General features: G+C 39.0%; 15 protein-coding genes and 1 riboswitch. Of the genes, 12 read left to right on the forward strand and 3 right to left on the reverse strand.

The window, feature by feature from the left end:
* Positions 1-65 precede the first annotated feature (65 nt).
* The gene (gene pgl, locus GWI97_RS16725) at positions 66-1055 is read left to right on the forward strand and encodes a 6-phosphogluconolactonase (protein ID WP_161752148.1); all 990 of its coding nucleotides are present in this window, start codon (positions 66-68) and stop codon (positions 1053-1055) included.
* Between the two features lie 60 nt (positions 1056-1115).
* Here the strand turns inward: pgl and bioA are convergent, their stop codons facing one another.
* The gene (gene bioA, locus GWI97_RS16730) at positions 1116-2390 is read right to left on the reverse strand and encodes an adenosylmethionine--8-amino-7-oxononanoate transaminase (RefSeq protein WP_036938354.1); all 1275 of its coding nucleotides are present in this window, start codon (positions 2388-2390) and stop codon (positions 1116-1118) included.
* A 103-nt stretch (positions 2391-2493) separates the two neighbouring features.
* Here bioA and bioB point away from each other — a divergent pair, with 103 nt between their 5' ends.
* The 6 genes from bioB to GWI97_RS16760 all read left to right on the forward strand — a co-directional run bounded on the left by bioB (position 2494) and on the right by GWI97_RS16760 (position 9735).
* A complete protein-coding gene (gene bioB, locus GWI97_RS16735; protein WP_036938351.1) occupies positions 2494-3531 on the forward strand; it encodes a biotin synthase BioB in 1038 nt (345 codons plus the stop codon).
* Positions 3531-4694, forward strand: a complete 1164-nt coding sequence (bioF, locus tag GWI97_RS16740; protein ID WP_036938348.1) for an 8-amino-7-oxononanoate synthase — start codon at positions 3531-3533, stop codon at positions 4692-4694. The genes bioB and bioF overlap by 1 nt, the downstream gene beginning before the upstream one ends.
* Complete coding sequence (gene bioC, locus GWI97_RS16745) at positions 4669-5433, forward strand: malonyl-ACP O-methyltransferase BioC (RefSeq protein ID WP_036938346.1); 765 nt, start codon at positions 4669-4671, stop codon at positions 5431-5433. The genes bioF and bioC overlap by 26 nt, the downstream gene beginning before the upstream one ends.
* The gene (bioD, locus tag GWI97_RS16750) at positions 5426-6109 is read left to right on the forward strand and encodes a dethiobiotin synthase (protein WP_036938343.1); all 684 of its coding nucleotides are present in this window, start codon (positions 5426-5428) and stop codon (positions 6107-6109) included. The genes bioC and bioD overlap by 8 nt, the downstream gene beginning before the upstream one ends.
* A gap of 470 nt (positions 6110-6579) precedes the next feature.
* Complete coding sequence (uvrB, locus tag GWI97_RS16755; RefSeq protein ID WP_036938339.1) at positions 6580-8595, forward strand: excinuclease ABC subunit UvrB; 2016 nt, start codon at positions 6580-6582, stop codon at positions 8593-8595.
* Positions 8596-8781: 186 nt separating this feature from the next.
* Positions 8782-9735 (forward strand): DUF1266 domain-containing protein, encoded by a 954-nt coding sequence (locus tag GWI97_RS16760; RefSeq protein ID WP_036938338.1) that lies wholly within the window; start codon positions 8782-8784, stop codon positions 9733-9735.
* Positions 9736-9838: 103 nt separating this feature from the next.
* On the opposite strand, the gene yvcK is transcribed toward GWI97_RS16760, so the two are convergent.
* The gene (gene yvcK / locus GWI97_RS16765) at positions 9839-10777 is read right to left on the reverse strand and encodes a uridine diphosphate-N-acetylglucosamine-binding protein YvcK (RefSeq protein WP_036938336.1); all 939 of its coding nucleotides are present in this window, start codon (positions 10775-10777) and stop codon (positions 9839-9841) included.
* Between the two features lie 279 nt (positions 10778-11056).
* Positions 11057-11197: riboswitch (molybdenum cofactor riboswitch) on the forward strand.
* Between yvcK and moaA the strand changes: the two genes are divergently transcribed.
* The 5 genes from moaA to GWI97_RS16790 all read left to right on the forward strand — a co-directional run bounded on the left by moaA (position 11187) and on the right by GWI97_RS16790 (position 14296).
* Entirely contained in the window at positions 11187-12167 is a 981-nt protein-coding gene (gene moaA / locus GWI97_RS16770) for a GTP 3',8-cyclase MoaA (RefSeq protein ID WP_036938334.1), read from the forward strand. (Overlaps the previous riboswitch by 11 nt.)
* Positions 12168-12206: 39 nt before the next feature.
* Positions 12207-12686 carry a cyclic pyranopterin monophosphate synthase MoaC gene (gene moaC, locus GWI97_RS16775; protein ID WP_103004884.1) on the forward strand — a complete coding sequence of 160 codons (480 nt, stop codon included), beginning with the start codon at positions 12207-12209 and terminating at the stop codon, positions 12684-12686.
* Positions 12683-12928, forward strand: a complete 246-nt coding sequence (gene moaD, locus GWI97_RS16780; RefSeq protein WP_036938329.1) for a molybdopterin synthase sulfur carrier subunit — start codon at positions 12683-12685, stop codon at positions 12926-12928. The genes moaC and moaD overlap by 4 nt, the downstream gene beginning before the upstream one ends.
* A gap of 1 nt (position 12929) precedes the next feature.
* Entirely contained in the window at positions 12930-13391 is a 462-nt protein-coding gene (gene moaE / locus GWI97_RS16785; RefSeq protein ID WP_036938328.1) for a molybdopterin synthase catalytic subunit MoaE, read from the forward strand.
* A 194-nt stretch (positions 13392-13585) separates the two neighbouring features.
* Positions 13586-14296 (forward strand): Bax inhibitor-1/YccA family protein, encoded by a 711-nt coding sequence (locus GWI97_RS16790; RefSeq protein ID WP_036938325.1) that lies wholly within the window; start codon positions 13586-13588, stop codon positions 14294-14296.
* Between the two features lie 109 nt (positions 14297-14405).
* Here the strand turns inward: GWI97_RS16790 and GWI97_RS16795 are convergent, their stop codons facing one another.
* On the reverse strand, positions 14406-15515 hold the full coding sequence (locus GWI97_RS16795; RefSeq protein WP_036938324.1) for an ABC transporter permease: 1110 nt from the start codon (positions 15513-15515) through the stop codon (positions 14406-14408).
* Between the last annotated feature and the right edge of the window lie 12 nt (positions 15516-15527).

Raw genomic sequence — 15527 nt, forward strand, 5'->3', positions numbered from 1 at the left:
AAGTAAACGTTAGTTATTCTATTATTCTTTACAAATCAATGGGTAATCGGTTTTAAGGAGAAGGGATGAAACAGGTAGTCTACATAGCATGTCCAGAGAGTCAGCAAATCCATGTTTATGGATTAAATGCTGAAGGTGAAATGGATTTATTGCAGATTGTTGAGGTTGCAGGGCAAGTACAACCGATGATTGCAAGTGCGGATGGAAAATACCTTTATGTTGGGATCCGTCCTCATTTTAGTGTAGTGACATTTGCGATTACGGCCGATGGTCAGTTAGAACAAAAGGCGATGACTTCCATTCCAAGCACACCTGTCCACTTATGCCTAGATAAAACAGAGCGCTTCTTGTTTGTTCCTTCTTATCATCAAGGCAATTTGGCTGTTTTACCTATTAATGAGAAGGGGATCCCGCAATCACCTATTCAACTGATTGAAGGATTAGATAAACCTCACTCGTCGAATATTGATTGGAATAATAAACAACTGATTGTACCTTGCTTAGGTGAAGATCATATTCGTTTATTTAATTTATTAGAAGATGGGCATTTAACAGAAGTGGGTACTGAAGAGCTGACAACAGCACAAAATGCAGGGCCTCGCCATATGGCATTCCACCCTAATGGTAATGTATTTTATTGCCTTAATGAATTAGATGCGACAATCAATGTTTATTGTCGTATGGGGGATTTATATCGTTTAATGCAAACGGTTGATATTGTGCCTGAAACCTTTAACAGTACTCGTTGGGCATCAGATATTCATATCACACCTGATGGTCGTTTTCTTTATGCCAGCGAACGCTCTGAAAGCTTTATCTGTGGGATGGCAATCTCTGAGGCTGGTGATTATCTACAACCTGTAGGACATTACCCAACACAGGCACAGCCTCGTGGCTTTAATCTTGATAATACAGGCAATTACCTGATTTCTTGTGGTCAAAAATCAGATTTTGCTTCTGTTTCTCGTATTGATAAACACACGGGTGCATTAACTGAATTAGCGTGTTACCCAGTAGGTAAAGGTGCAATGTGGGTTACCGTTGTGACGAAATAAAAATCACTGAAAACCTCTAGCAAAACATTACCTTGCTAGAGGTTTATTTTGATGAAAGATTTATGAGATATTAACCACTTTCTCAATAGCTTGAGTGAGTTTAGTTAGGCTTGCTGGTGGTATAATAAATGGTGGCATAATATAAATAAGCTTGCCAAAAGGCCTGATCCAAACCCCTTCCTCTACAAAGATTTTTTGTAATTTTGCCATATTAACGGGCTCGTTCATTTCGACCACGCCAATCGCACCTAAAACCCGCACATCTTTGACACATTTAGCCTGTTTTAACGGTAATAGCTCGCGTTTTAGTTGTTTTTCAATTTCTGCAACTTGGTTTATCCAATCGCCATTTGCTAATAGAGATAAACTGACATCAGCAACAGCACAAGCCAAAGGATTTCCCATATAAGTAGGGCCATGCATAAAGCAACCCGCATCACCTTGACTGATGGTTTCGGCAATATGACGCGTGGTTAAAGTTGCTGATAAGGTCATGTAACCCCCCGTTAATGCTTTACCTACACACATAATATCAGGAGAAATTCCAGCGTGTTCACAGGCAAAAAGTTTACCTGTTCGGCCAAAACCCGTAGCTATTTCATCGGCAATGAGTAATACATCAAATTCGTCACACAGGGCTCTTGCGCATTTTAAATATTCAGGATGGTAAATCCGCATACCCCCCGCGCCTTGAACAATGGGTTCAAGCATAACGGCGGCAATTTCTTGATGATGTTGCTCTAGTGTTGAGCGTAATGAGTTGATATCAGCTGGATCCCACTCTTCATAAAAGCCTGTTTTGGGTGCATCTACAAAGAGATGATTAGGCAAGTAACCTTTGTAAAGACTGTGCATGGAGTTATCCGGATCACATACTGACATCGCGCCAAAGGTATCACCATGATATCCCTGTTTTAACGCCACAATACGTTGACGTTTTTCACCTTTAGCTTGCCAATATTGCAAGGCCATTTTCAGTGCGACTTCAACGGACACCGAACCTGAATCCGCTAAGAATATGCATTCAAGAGGCTCTGGTGTTATCGCCAATAATTTACGACAAAGTGATACTGCTGGGGGATGAGTAATGCCACCAAACATAACATGAGACATATTGTTTAGTTGCGTGGTAACCGCATGATTAAGCTCTGGATGATTATATCCATGAATTGTGGCCCACCATGAAGACATTCCATCTATCAATGTTCTGCCATTAGCTAAGACTAATTCAACGCCTTTAGCACTAACAATAGGATAAGCAGGTAACGGATGACTCATCGAGGTGTATGGGTGCCAAATGTGGCGTAAATCGAAAGCGATATCTTCAGGTGTCATTTTATTTTTCACTCAATCATGTAAACCAATGGTGATCAATTTTAGTTGACATGATAACCCTATTATTTAAACTGGCAATCACTTTTAAACAGGAGATTGTATTGTGAGCACACTAAAACGCTGGACATTAAAAGAAGCCAGAGCATTGTTTGATATGCCATTTTTAGATTTGGTTTTTCAAGCACAACAAGTGCATCGTCAACATTTTGACCCTTCACAAATTCAAGTCAGTACGTTGCTTTCTATCAAAACAGGGGCTTGCCCTGAAGATTGTAAATACTGTGCTCAAAGTGCGCGCTATAAAACAGGATTAGAAAAAGAGCGCCTAATGGAAGTGCAACAAGTGATTGAATCGGCAAAAAAAGCAAAAGCGGCGGGTTCAACCCGTTTTTGTATGGGGGCCGCTTGGAAAAATCCGCATGAACGTGATATGCCTTACCTTGAGCAAATGGTAAAAGAAGTGAAAGCACTGGGTATGGAAACCTGCATGACTCTGGGTAAATTAGATGATTCACAAGCTAATCGATTAGCCGATGCGGGGCTGGATTTTTATAACCATAACCTTGATACCTCCCCTGAATTTTACGGCAGTATCGTGACAACGCGAACGTATCAAGATCGTTTAGATACACTTGATAAAGTTCGCAATGCAGGCATTAAGGTATGCTCTGGTGGAATTTTAGGGTTAGGTGAGGAAGTGAAAGATCGCGCGGCAATGTTGGTGCAATTAGCCAATTTGCCACAACCTCCAGAAAGTGTGCCGATTAATATGTTAGCCAAAATCAAAGGTACGCCATTAGCTGATAATGAAGATGTCGATCCTTTTGATTTTATTCGTACAATCGCCGTTGCTCGTATCATGATGCCACGCTCTTATGTACGCCTTTCTGCCGGTCGTGAGCAAATGAGTGAACAAACACAAGCATTCTGCTTTATGGCTGGGGCGAACTCTATTTTCTATGGTTGCAAATTATTAACAACAACCAATCCGACCGAAGATAAAGATCACCAATTATTCCGTAAATTAGGTTTAAATCCTGAACGATTAGCAGTATCTATGGGCGACAATCAGCAAGAAGATGCTTTGATGCAAGCTGTTGCCAATAAAGACACTGAACAATTTTATAACGCGGCACTGTAATGAGTTGGCAAACCTATTTAGATAAACAACTTAATGGGCGTAGAAATACGCCATTATGGCGAAAACGCAAAGTGATCAAACAGGCTACGGGGCGCTTTTTGATCACAATATCAGGTGAAAAGTACCTTAATTTTTCAGGCAATGATTATTTAGGTATCAGTCAACATACGGATGTCATTAAAGCATGGCAACAAGGTGCTGATAAGTACGGTGTAGGTAGCGGTGGATCAGGTCATATCACCGGATTTACACAAGCTCATGCGCAATTAGAGCAACATCTCGCAGGTTGGCTGGGTTACGATAATGCACTGCTATTTTCATCCGGTTATAGTGCTAACCAAGGCGTGATTTCGGCATTACTTGAAAAAGGCGATGCCATTATTGCAGATAAACTTTGCCATGCTTCGTTAATGGAAGCCGCCGTATTATCACCAGCCACATTATGGCGTTTTTTACACAATTCTCCTGACTCTTTATCTCAACGACTTAATAAAACGTTGGCTAGTAAAACCTTAGTGGTTACCGAAGGGGTATTTAGCATGGATGGAGATCAAGCGCCATTAACAGAAATGGCAACAATAAGCCGACAACATGATGCATGGCTAATGGTCGATGATGCGCACGGTATTGGTGTTTTAGGTAAAGAAGGTCGAGGTAGTTGTGATGAAGCGGGTATCAAACCTGAGCTATTAGTGGTGACTTTTGGTAAGGCTTTTGGTGTCAGTGGGGCGGCAGTGCTTTGTAACCAGTCGACAGCGGAATTTTTTGAACAATATGCTCGTCATCTTATTTACAGTACCTCAATGCCACCAGCACAAGCTATCGCTTTAAATACTACTCTAAATGTCATTAAGCGAGCGGATAATGAGCGAGAATATCTACAGCAATTAATTAATACCTTTCGCCAAGGTGTTGTTTCGCTTCCTATTAAATTATTACCTTCACAAACGGCTATTCAGCCAGTAATTATTGGTGATGAGCAATTATGCCAAACACTTTCAGATTATCTGCAATCTAAAGGGCTTTGGGTAAAAGCCATCTTTCCACCTACAGTTCCACCTCATAGTGCACGTTTACGAATAACGTTAACCACTCGCCATCACCTTTCAGATATTAAGCTGTTAATCGAGACGCTTCATGCATTCTTTAGTCAAAACAGATAAACAACGTATAGCTCAAACATTTGGTAAAGCGGCGATTCATTATGATAATCACGCTAATATTCAGCGCTACAGTGGCAATAAATTAATGGATTTAGCACGTTATGATAGTGGCAATATTGTCTTAGATGCAGGATGCGGAACCGGGTATTTTAGCCAAAAATGGAAACAACGCGGGCGCTTTGTTATTGCACTCGATTTATCACATACGATGCTACAAGTAGCAAAACAACAACGACGGGCAGATGGTTATCTACAAAGTGATATAGAACACTGTGCGATTGTGCCACAAAGTATGGATATCGTATTTAGTAATTTAGCGATGCAATGGTGTGATGATTTATCCGTTGCAATTAACTCACTCATGAAAGTGGTAAATAAAAAAGGCGCGCTTTATTTTTCAACACTCGCTACATTGACTTTGCAAGAAGTCAGAAATGCTTGGCAATCTCTTGATAACCATCCGCATGTTAATCCTTTTTTATCTCTTCAAGATATTGAGAAAGCGTGTTGTGGTTTTCATTGTCAATTTTCTACTGAAACAATCACCGAACACTATGATTCATTACATGCGTTGTTTGCTTCTTTAAAGGGCGTTGGTGCCAATTTTGTGCAAGGTGATAGACAAAAAGGGTTAATGACTCGACAAAAATTTCGTGCACTAGAAAAGGTGTGGAAAACAGATTCAGGTAAATATTTACTTACCTATCAAATTGTTATAGGAAAAATATCACATGGCTAAAATAGTGTTCTTAACAGGTACAGATACAGAAGTGGGTAAAACCGTTGTGAGTAGTGCACTATTGCAATGTGCTACAGAGCAAGGATATCAAACCGTAGGCTATAAACCTGTTGCTTCAGGAAGTGAGTGGCTAAAGGAAGGTTTGCGTAATTCGGATGCATTAACACTGCAAAAATTCAGTACAGTAAAATTGGATTATCACCGTGTTAATCCTTACTGTTTTGAAATACCTACATCGCCTCATATTGTCAGCGGCGAAATGAATCAGCCTATTGATTTTAATGTAATGTCAGAAGGTTTATCTTACTTAAAACAGCAAGCAGATTGGGTTTTAGTCGAAGGGGCTGGTGGATGGTTTACGCCATTGTCGGAAAACCAATTTTTCTCTGATTGGGTTATTAGTGAACAGCTTCCCGTTATTTTAACGGTAGGGATTAAATTGGGTTGTATTAATCATGCGTTATTAACGCAACAAGCAATTATTCAGTCTGGTTTAACATTTGCGGGTTGGATTGCTAATGAAGTTGAGCCAGCAGGGCGATATCAGAAGGAATATCTGGCAACATTAAAAAAACATATTAAAGCTCCGTTCTTAGGCAAGATACCCTATTTAAATGAAACAAAAGAGCATAATTTTAGGCCTTATCTTGATCTTTCTTGTTTAAAACTAGGTTGATAAGCTTCTCTCTGGTAAATAATAAAAGTCTATTTTTTAAGCCAATAAAAAAATAAAAAAAATAAATTTTGTCCTTTTTAAGGAATATTTTAAGGCAAAAAAAAAGACGTAACTTACCGAGAGATAACAATTTTGTGTAGTTATCCACTATTCCTGTGGATAACCTTGTGTATTACCATTATAAAAATACTCTGAATAGAGAGAATACAAGGCATTGCTAAAGATTGGTGTTATTCTCAACTTTTATTTTTAATTCTTACATATCAATTAATTAAATAAAATCAATAGAGCGAGTGATGTCTGCGCGTCTCTTTGAATAATTCACAAAATAGGGGGTTGCTTTTTAAATTTTTTCCAGTTTCAAAACTGGGGATAACTGATGCTAATTATTCATACAATTTTTAGTAGATAGAGATTGAAGCTGGATTTTTATCCAGTATCATAAGGAGTGTCAGCGAGGAGAAGAAAATATGAGCAAAGTTTTTAAACTGCATTCTGAATTTAAGCCTGGAGGCGATCAACCTACAGCTATTGCTTCACTTTGTGAAGGATTAGACGATGGGCTTGCGCATCAAACTCTTTTAGGGGTAACAGGTTCAGGTAAAACTTTTACTATTGCTAATGTAATTGCCAATTTAAATCGACCCACGATGGTGCTTGCTCCAAATAAAACCTTAGCAGCACAGCTTTACAGTGAAATGAAAGAATTTTTTCCTGAAAATGCAGTGGAATACTTTGTTTCTTATTACGATTATTATCAGCCTGAAGCGTATGTGCCAAGTTCTGATACTTTTATTGAGAAAGATGCTTCAGTTAACGAACATATCGAACAAATGCGTCTGTCTGCGACAAAAGCTTTATTAGAGCGTAAAGATGTCATTGTCGTGTCGTCTGTTTCTGCGATTTATGGTTTGGGTGATCCTGATAGCTATTTAAAAATGATGCTTCACCTAACAAATGGCATGATAATCGATCAACGTGCAATTTTGCGCCGTCTTGCTGATCTACAATATACCCGTAATGATCAAGCCTTTCAGCGCGGGACATTTCGTGTCCGTGGTGAGGTTATTGATATCTTCCCTGCTGAATCTGATGATTACGCTTTACGTGTTGAATTATTTGATGAAGAAGTCGAGCGCCTGTCTTTATTTGACCCTTTAACAGGGCAAATCCATTATAATGTGCCTCGTTTTACGGTTTATCCCAAAACACACTATGTCACACCACGTGAGCGCATTCTTGAAGCGATGGAAGAAATTAAAAAAGAACTTGCAGAGAGACGCAAAGTACTTTTAGCGAATGATAAACTCGTTGAAGAACAACGTGTGACACAGCGTACCCAGTTTGATCTCGAAATGATGAATGAGCTGGGATATTGCTCTGGTATCGAAAACTATTCGCGTTATCTATCAGGTAGAGGCCCGGGCGAGCCACCACCAACCCTGTTTGATTACCTCCCTGCTGACGGTTTGTTAGTAATTGATGAATCACACGTTACTATTCCACAAATTGGTGGAATGTACAAAGGTGACCGTTCTCGTAAAGAAACCTTGGTTGAATATGGTTTCCGTTTGCCTTCAGCGCTTGATAACCGTCCATTACGTTTTGAAGAATTTGAAGCATTAGCACCACAAACAATTTATGTTTCAGCAACACCGGGTAAATATGAGCTTGAAAAATCAGGTGATGAAATTGTTGAACAAGTTGTAAGACCAACAGGCTTACTTGATCCGATTGTTGAAGTGCGACCGGTTGCTACACAAGTTGATGATTTACTCTCTGAAATTCGTATTCGTGCTGCAAAAAATGAACGTGTATTGGTTACCACATTAACAAAACGGATGGCGGAAGATCTAACAGAATATCTAGAAGAGCATGGTGAGCGAGTTCGTTATTTACACTCTGATATTGATACTGTTGAACGTGTCGAAATTATTCGTGATTTACGCCTAGGTGAGTTTGATGTATTAGTGGGTATCAACTTACTTCGAGAAGGCTTGGATATGCCAGAGGTCTCTTTGGTGGCGATTTTAGATGCTGATAAAGAGGGCTTCTTACGTTCAGAACGTTCATTAATTCAGACTATCGGTCGTGCGGCTCGTAACCTTGAAGGTAAAGCGATTTTATATGGCGATAGAATTACGGACTCCATGGCGAAAGCAATTGGTGAAACCGAACGTCGTCGAGAGAAACAGCAACAATTTAACCTTGAACACGGTATTGTGCCTAAAGGATTAAATAAAAAAGTGGGCGATATTCTTAAGATTGGTCAGCCTACCCAAGGACGTAATAAAAATAAAAAAGGGCATAAAGCAACAGATATTCATGATAATTACCCGTTGTTATCGACTGCTGAACTAGAAAAAGAGATCCAACGTTTAGAAGCCGAAATGTATCAACATGCCAAAGATCTTGAATTTGAACAAGCAGCAAGCACTCGTGATAAGTTGCAAGCGTTGCGCGCTCAATTTATTGCGAACTCTTAATCACTAAATTTAAATCAGAACAATGAAGGGATAACTGCATATTTACCTCGGATTATCCCTTTTCCCTTTTTATCTTTCACTTTTTCCCTAGTTTTATATTCCCTTAATGGCGTTCAACTGTTTAAATATCACCACAAACAAAGCGTCAATTATTTACAAAGATAAAAAAGACATTAAGGACAGTGAATGAGTGGTTATGTTTATGCAGGGTTTCCTAGCTCTGCAGGGGTCATTATTGGTGTTATTCTTCTTATTTTGCTTTTTAAATGGTTACGCAAATTTGCTGTACAAGATAGTGAATTATCAAAACCATTAACAGCAGGGCAGGAGCCCATTTTATCTGAAGCAAAAAATACGCCATCAGATCAGTTATTGCCTCATGAATGGGGATTGTATGTAGCAGCGCCTTATGCCGTAATGAATGAGTGGGCATATAATGAATATAATCCAGGAAAAGATGATGGTGGGTTGTCAGCTGGTTGGGGAATTAATGACCGTTGGGATTTAGTGTATCAACTGTTTTGGTTGCTGACTCAGGGTCATACTAATGATTTTTATCAGTTACGCGACCAAATTTTAGAGAGCAAAGAAGAGGATATTCAGTCATTAAAAAATGATATTTTGCTTTCAGAGTTGACGGAACATGATAAAAACGAGCGTTTATGGCAAATCGATATGATGAGCACTAATCGTATGAATATCCAAAATGTGAAATACCTTATTTGGGATCTCTGTCGTTTTAACAAGCTTTGCTTAGAAGGTTGTCAGCAAGGTTATATAACCCAGCAAGAAGCACAAACATGGTCATTAATGAGTGCCTCAATGTTACGTCGAATTTACGATGGCTGGGAAGATATGTGGAAAAACTTTATTGCTGCGCGTTGGTTTTGGGCGAGTGGCGATCAAGATTGGGTATCTTCTCATCAAGCTTTTACGGATGTTATACAAACTATTCTTAATGCAGAAGATACGTTGGCAACAGAAGAAAATTGGATAATGGATTTACCGCCACTGGATTTAACATCGTTCTCTCGTACTGTGGCAGGTCTGGGTTTAATGAAAAATGATGTGCCAATGACATTATCTGAAATTGAAGAAACCATCAGTCAACGTATTACGTTAAAACACCTTAATAGTTAAAATGAGTTAAAAACCAATAGCGATATTGTGTTTTTATCGACAAAAACCGCACTTGCTGTTTATTGCAGATGCGGTTTTTTTAATGAAATTACGTGATTAAATTCTATTTAATGGCTTGAGATGAAGCGTTACGTTGTCCTAATTGTTGCAACGTTAACTCAATCGCTTTGCCTAATAGATGACGGTCGTGGCGATAAGGAATATCTTTGGCTTCCAATTGAGCCTGCACAATTAGCCGGCCTTTCATCGACTCATATTGTGTTTCAGGGCTAATAATGACAGCGTCTATCGTTTGTAGGCCAATATAGTTTTCCATCATGGCGATTTTATCAGACATCGTCATACTGGCAGCCGCAGGGCTTAGCTCTTTGCCTAAATTACCAATATAAATGGTTGTTGCACTACTACGGCGTAATGCTTGTGCAAGCTCTGGCAATAATAACAAAGGCATTAAACTGGTAAAAAAACTACCGGGGCCAATTAAGATAAGATCAGCTTGCTCAATGGCTTCAATGGCTTCTCTTGTCGTTGGTACTTTAGGATAAAGATCAAGTTTTTGTGGGATCTTAGGCAAATTATCAACATTGACCTCCCCATAAATCTCATTACCTTGGTCATCTATTGCCATCAGGTCAACGGCTTGTTCAGACATAGGAATAAGGTGCGCATTGACTCTTAATAATCCCCGAATAAGATTAATCGCTTCTAAGGGGCGAACACTTAGGTTATCCAATGCTTTTAGCATTAAATTCCCTAAATTATGACCAGCAAGTTCCCCTGTCCCTGAAAAACGGTATTCAAACATTGCAGAAGCCACTGAAGGCTCAGTAATTAACTGGTTAATACAATTGCGCATATCACCCCACGCAATGCCACCTTCTTCTTGACGAATACGGCCAGTAGAACCGCCATTGTCTGTTGTTGTAACAATACCAGTAAGGCGAGTGCCTAAGTAGGAGAGTGCTGAAAGCACACGTCCAAGGCCATGACCACCACCAAGGGCAACAACACGATCTAAATCACTTAGCGTGCGATTTCGCATATTTGTTCTACTCATCTTTAAAAATTTGTCGCTAATTTATCACAATTAAATTTTAAGCCTATGATCACGACGTGATTTCATCACATTCCTAGTTTAATTTTACTTTTGATAGCCAAATATTTAACCAATGAAAGTGTTTTTATTTATGTTATTAACGCAACTAAAGTGTTGTAAGTCGTTGTATTGTAAATTATATAGCGAAAACATTATTCGCTTTTTATATCATTAGCAGGTAGAATCCACAATAAATATATAGGTATTAGAAACCTGTGCAAAACAGGTAAAGATAAACTCCTAGCCTTAACGTCTAAGTCGAGTATTGACAAGATATGATGTTCTGGCCGTGACAATAAGTCACCAGGGTGCAAGGTAGAAATGTCTGCATCTCCCGATTTGGAAAGGTGTTATTATGCAACAACTCGTTGATGCGTTTTCCCGCAAGTTTTTCTATTTACGTCTTTCAATTACAGACGTGTGCAATTTCCGTTGTACTTATTGCCTACCCAATGGTTATAAGCCTAATGGCCACAAATCATTTCTTTCATTAGATGAAATCAGCAGACTTACACAATCTTTTGCCGCATTAGGGACAGAAAAAATCCGCTTAACAGGTGGTGAACCCACAATGCGTCGCGATTTTACTGATATTATCGCGACAATTAAAGATAATGCTGCGATTAAAAAAATCGCAGTGACAACAAATGGCTATCGTCTATCACGCGATGTTGCACAATGGCGTGATGCGGGATTAAGTGCGATTAATGTGAGTGTTGATAGTCTCGATCCCCGTCAATTCCACGCTATTACTGGACAAGATAAATTTAGCCAAGTGATGGAAGGTATTGATGCCGCATTTACCGCAGGGTTCGAAAAAGTCAAAGTTAACGTTGTGTTGATGCGCAATGTCAATGACAAAAATCTCCCTGATTTTCTTCATTGGATCAAAGACAGACCTATTCAATTGCGCTTTATTGAATTAATGGAAACCGGTGACGGTAGTGATATTTTCAACCGCTTTCATTTGTCTGGTGAAGTTATTCGCCAACGCTTATTTAATGAAGGTTGGTCGCAGATCCCTCGCGCCCGTAGTGACGGGCCAGCTCAAGTATTTACCCATCCTGATTATCAAGGCGAAATCGGTCTGATCATGCCTTATGAAAAAGATTTTTGCCTAACTTGTAACCGTTTACGTGTTTCAGCTATTGGTAATCTTCATCTTTGCCTATTTGGTGAACATGGCATTCCGTTACGTGATCTACTTGCTGACGATAGTCAACAAGAGGCATTACAACAACGTATTCAGGGTGGTCTTCTTCATAAACGAGAAACGCATTTTCTTCATCAAGGCGATAGCGGTATTACACCGAATTTATCTGTTATTGGTGGATAGTTTTTCGCTCTGTTATTTCGTTAATTTCAGGAGTTGTGCATGTCTCAACTAACTCATATTAATGCTGCCGGTGAAGCTCACATGGTGGATGTTAGCGCTAAAGATGAAACAGTGCGAGAAGCGCGAGCTGAAGCCTTTGTTGAAATGTCAGCAGAAACATTAAATATGATCACGGAAGGTAAGCACCATAAAGGTGATGTATTTGCGACTGCAAGAATTGCAGGTATCCAAGCGGCAAAAAGAACATGGGAGTTAATCCCATTATGCCATCCGTTATTATTAACTAAAGTCGAAGTGCGTTTAGAAGCACTCACTGGATCTAATCGTGTACGCATTGAATCTGTTTGTCGTTTAACCGGTAAAACAGGCGTTGAGATGGAAGCATTAACTGCCGCATCGGTCGCAGCATTAACGATTTATGATATGTGTAAAGCGGTTCAAAAGGATATGGTGATAGGTCCTGTGCGTTTATTAGAAAAAACAGGCGGTAAATCAGGTCACTTTAAGGTGGAAGCATGATCAAAGTTCTCTTTTTCGCACAAGTGCGTGAGTTAGTTGGTGTAGACTCGCTTGAATTAGAATGTAAATATCACACGGTAGATGATTTACGTAATGCATTAATTACCAAAGGCGAACGTTGGTCATTGGCACTTGAAGATGGCAAATTACTTTCTGCGGTTAATCAATCTTTTGTTAAAGGCGCTCATATAATTAATGATGGAGATGAAATCGCCTTTTTCCCACCTGTTACAGGGGGTTAGAATGAACGCATCAACACGCATATCAGTACAAACCGACAATTTTAGCGTTGGTGATGAATACCAATGGCTTTCAGAGTGCGACAGTGATGGTGCTGTTGTGACCTTTACGGGGAAAGTTCGCAATCACAATTTAGGTGATGAAGTGAGTACGCTCACACTTGAACATTACCCTGGCATGACAGAAAAAGCGCTTAATGACATTGTCAATGAAGCTCGAGGACGTTGGCCTTTGCAACGTGTCAGTGTTATTCACAGAGTAGGAACATTGCATATCGGTGAAGAGATAGTGTTTGTCGGTGTGACCAGCTCTCATCGTAATAGTGCGTTTGAATCTGCGGAATTTATTATGGATTTCTTAAAAACACGTGCGCCATTTTGGAAGAAAGAAGGGCTCTCTGAAAATAAAAACAGATGGGTTGATGCGCGTCAAAGTGATTATGACTCAGCCGAGCGCTGGGAATAAATCACCACACTCAATTTAATGCTACAAAACTTTACCTCAATTTATTTTACGATGACATTTCATACAGTTTATTTCATGGAAATGTAAAATCAGTGTGATAAAATTAAATTCTAATGAGCCCATAATGGGCTCTTTACTGAAATAAACGTTATCGTTAAACCTAACGTTATCACTATGATTAAAGGGTAATCATCATGGATCGATTTTCACGTTCTAATGATTCAATCGTACAGCGCACAGGTTCTGGCCTACAAACCTTTATGGCTCAGGTTTATGGTTGGATGACTGTTGGTCTGTTATTAACTGCGTTCGTAGCACTCTACGTTGCATCAAGCGAAGCATTATTATCAATGATTTTTTCTAGCAAGGTCGTCTTCTTTGGTCTGATCATTGCTCAGTTAGGGTTAGTTTTCGTGTTATCAGGTATGGTTCATAAAATGAGTGGTGCAGTTGCAACCTCATTATTTATGCTATATTCCGCATTAACAGGGGTAACTATCTCTAGTGTATTAATTATTTACACTGCATCATCAGTTGCGAGTACATTCTTTATTTGTGCGGCAATGTTCGGTGCATTAAGTGTTTATGGTTACACCACTAAGCGTAGCTTAACGGGTATGGGTAGCTTCCTGTTTATGGGGCTTATCGGTATCATTATTGCTTCTATCGTTAATATCTTTATGCAAAGCTCAATGATGAGCATGGTTATCTCTTACGCGGGTGTGTTAATTTTCGCTGGCTTAACTGCTTACGACACACAAAAATTAAAAGACATGGGTAATGAGATTAATCAAGAAGATAAAGAAAATATGCGCCGTTACTCCATTATGGGTGCATTAACGCTTTATTTAGATTTCATCAACCTGTTCTTAATGTTACTGCGTATTTTAGGCGACCGTCGTTAATTTTAACGATATTTACGTGCAAACGTAGTTTAACAACAGCATAAACAATAAATCCCATAACTTAATAAGTTGTGGGATTTTTTTATTTAATAAATTAATGGCTATCGTTTTAAGCTATTTTTCTTTGGAAAAGATAATATGCAAAAGAGCCAGTACCTGCTGCAATCACCAATAAAGGCCATAAACTGTGCCATATTACGGTAATATCGGCATTTTTAAGGTAAATCTGTTTTGTGATATCGGTAAAATGACGAATAGGGTTTATCCATGTGGCATGTTGTAGCCAAACGGGCATGTTTTCTACGGGGGAAATATAACCTGATAGTAAAACGGCTGGCATCATAAATACAAACACACCAATAAAAGCCTGTTGTTGTGTTGAACTTAATGCTGATATTAATAAGCCAAAACCCACCAGCGATAAACCATAAATTAGCATGGTAAAGTAAAACAGCAATAGTGAACCTGAAAAAGGTATTTGGTAACCAAATATCCCTATAATCAATACAATAGTGCCTTGAATGGCCGCCACTACCATTGCTGGCACCGCTTTACCTACAAAGATTTGCCATGTTGATAATGGTGAAACTAATAATTGGTCTAATGTGCCTTGTTCACGCTCTCTCGCAACAGAAAGTGAAGTGACTATCATAACCCCAATAGTAATAATCAGTGCTACTAAAGAGGGGACAATAAACCATTTATAATTTAAATTCGGGTTATACCAATTGCGAACAACCAGTTCTGTTTTATTTAGTAAAGAAGGTGTATTACCTGCTAATTCAGTTTGATAATTTTGTACGATTTGTTGTACATAATTTGCAGCAATTTGTGCACTATTTGAATTTCGGCCATCTAAGATTAATTGCAATTTAACAGGAACATGGCTTTCTAGATCAGCACTAAAATTCTGCGGAAAACGAACTAATAAAAGCGCTTTACGATTATCAATAGTCTCTTTTATTTCATGTTCATTTTTAAGCAAAAGAGTTTGAGAGAATGCACTCGCTTTGGCGATACGTTGGGTTAACTCGATAGATTGTTTACCATTGTCCTCATCAAAAATGGCAATAGAGGCATTAGTAACATCTAACGTTGCTGCAAAAGGAAATAAAATCATCTGAAAGATAACTGGCATTATTAAAATAATACGCGTTTGAGGCTCTTGTAATAATGACTGTAACTCTTTCATTATCAGGGTGAGAAGGCGATAAAACATAAAAGCTCTCCC

This window comes from Proteus sp. G2300, assembly GCF_009915965.1.
In the GTDB taxonomy this organism is placed as follows: domain Bacteria; phylum Pseudomonadota; class Gammaproteobacteria; order Enterobacterales; family Enterobacteriaceae; genus Proteus; species Proteus vulgaris.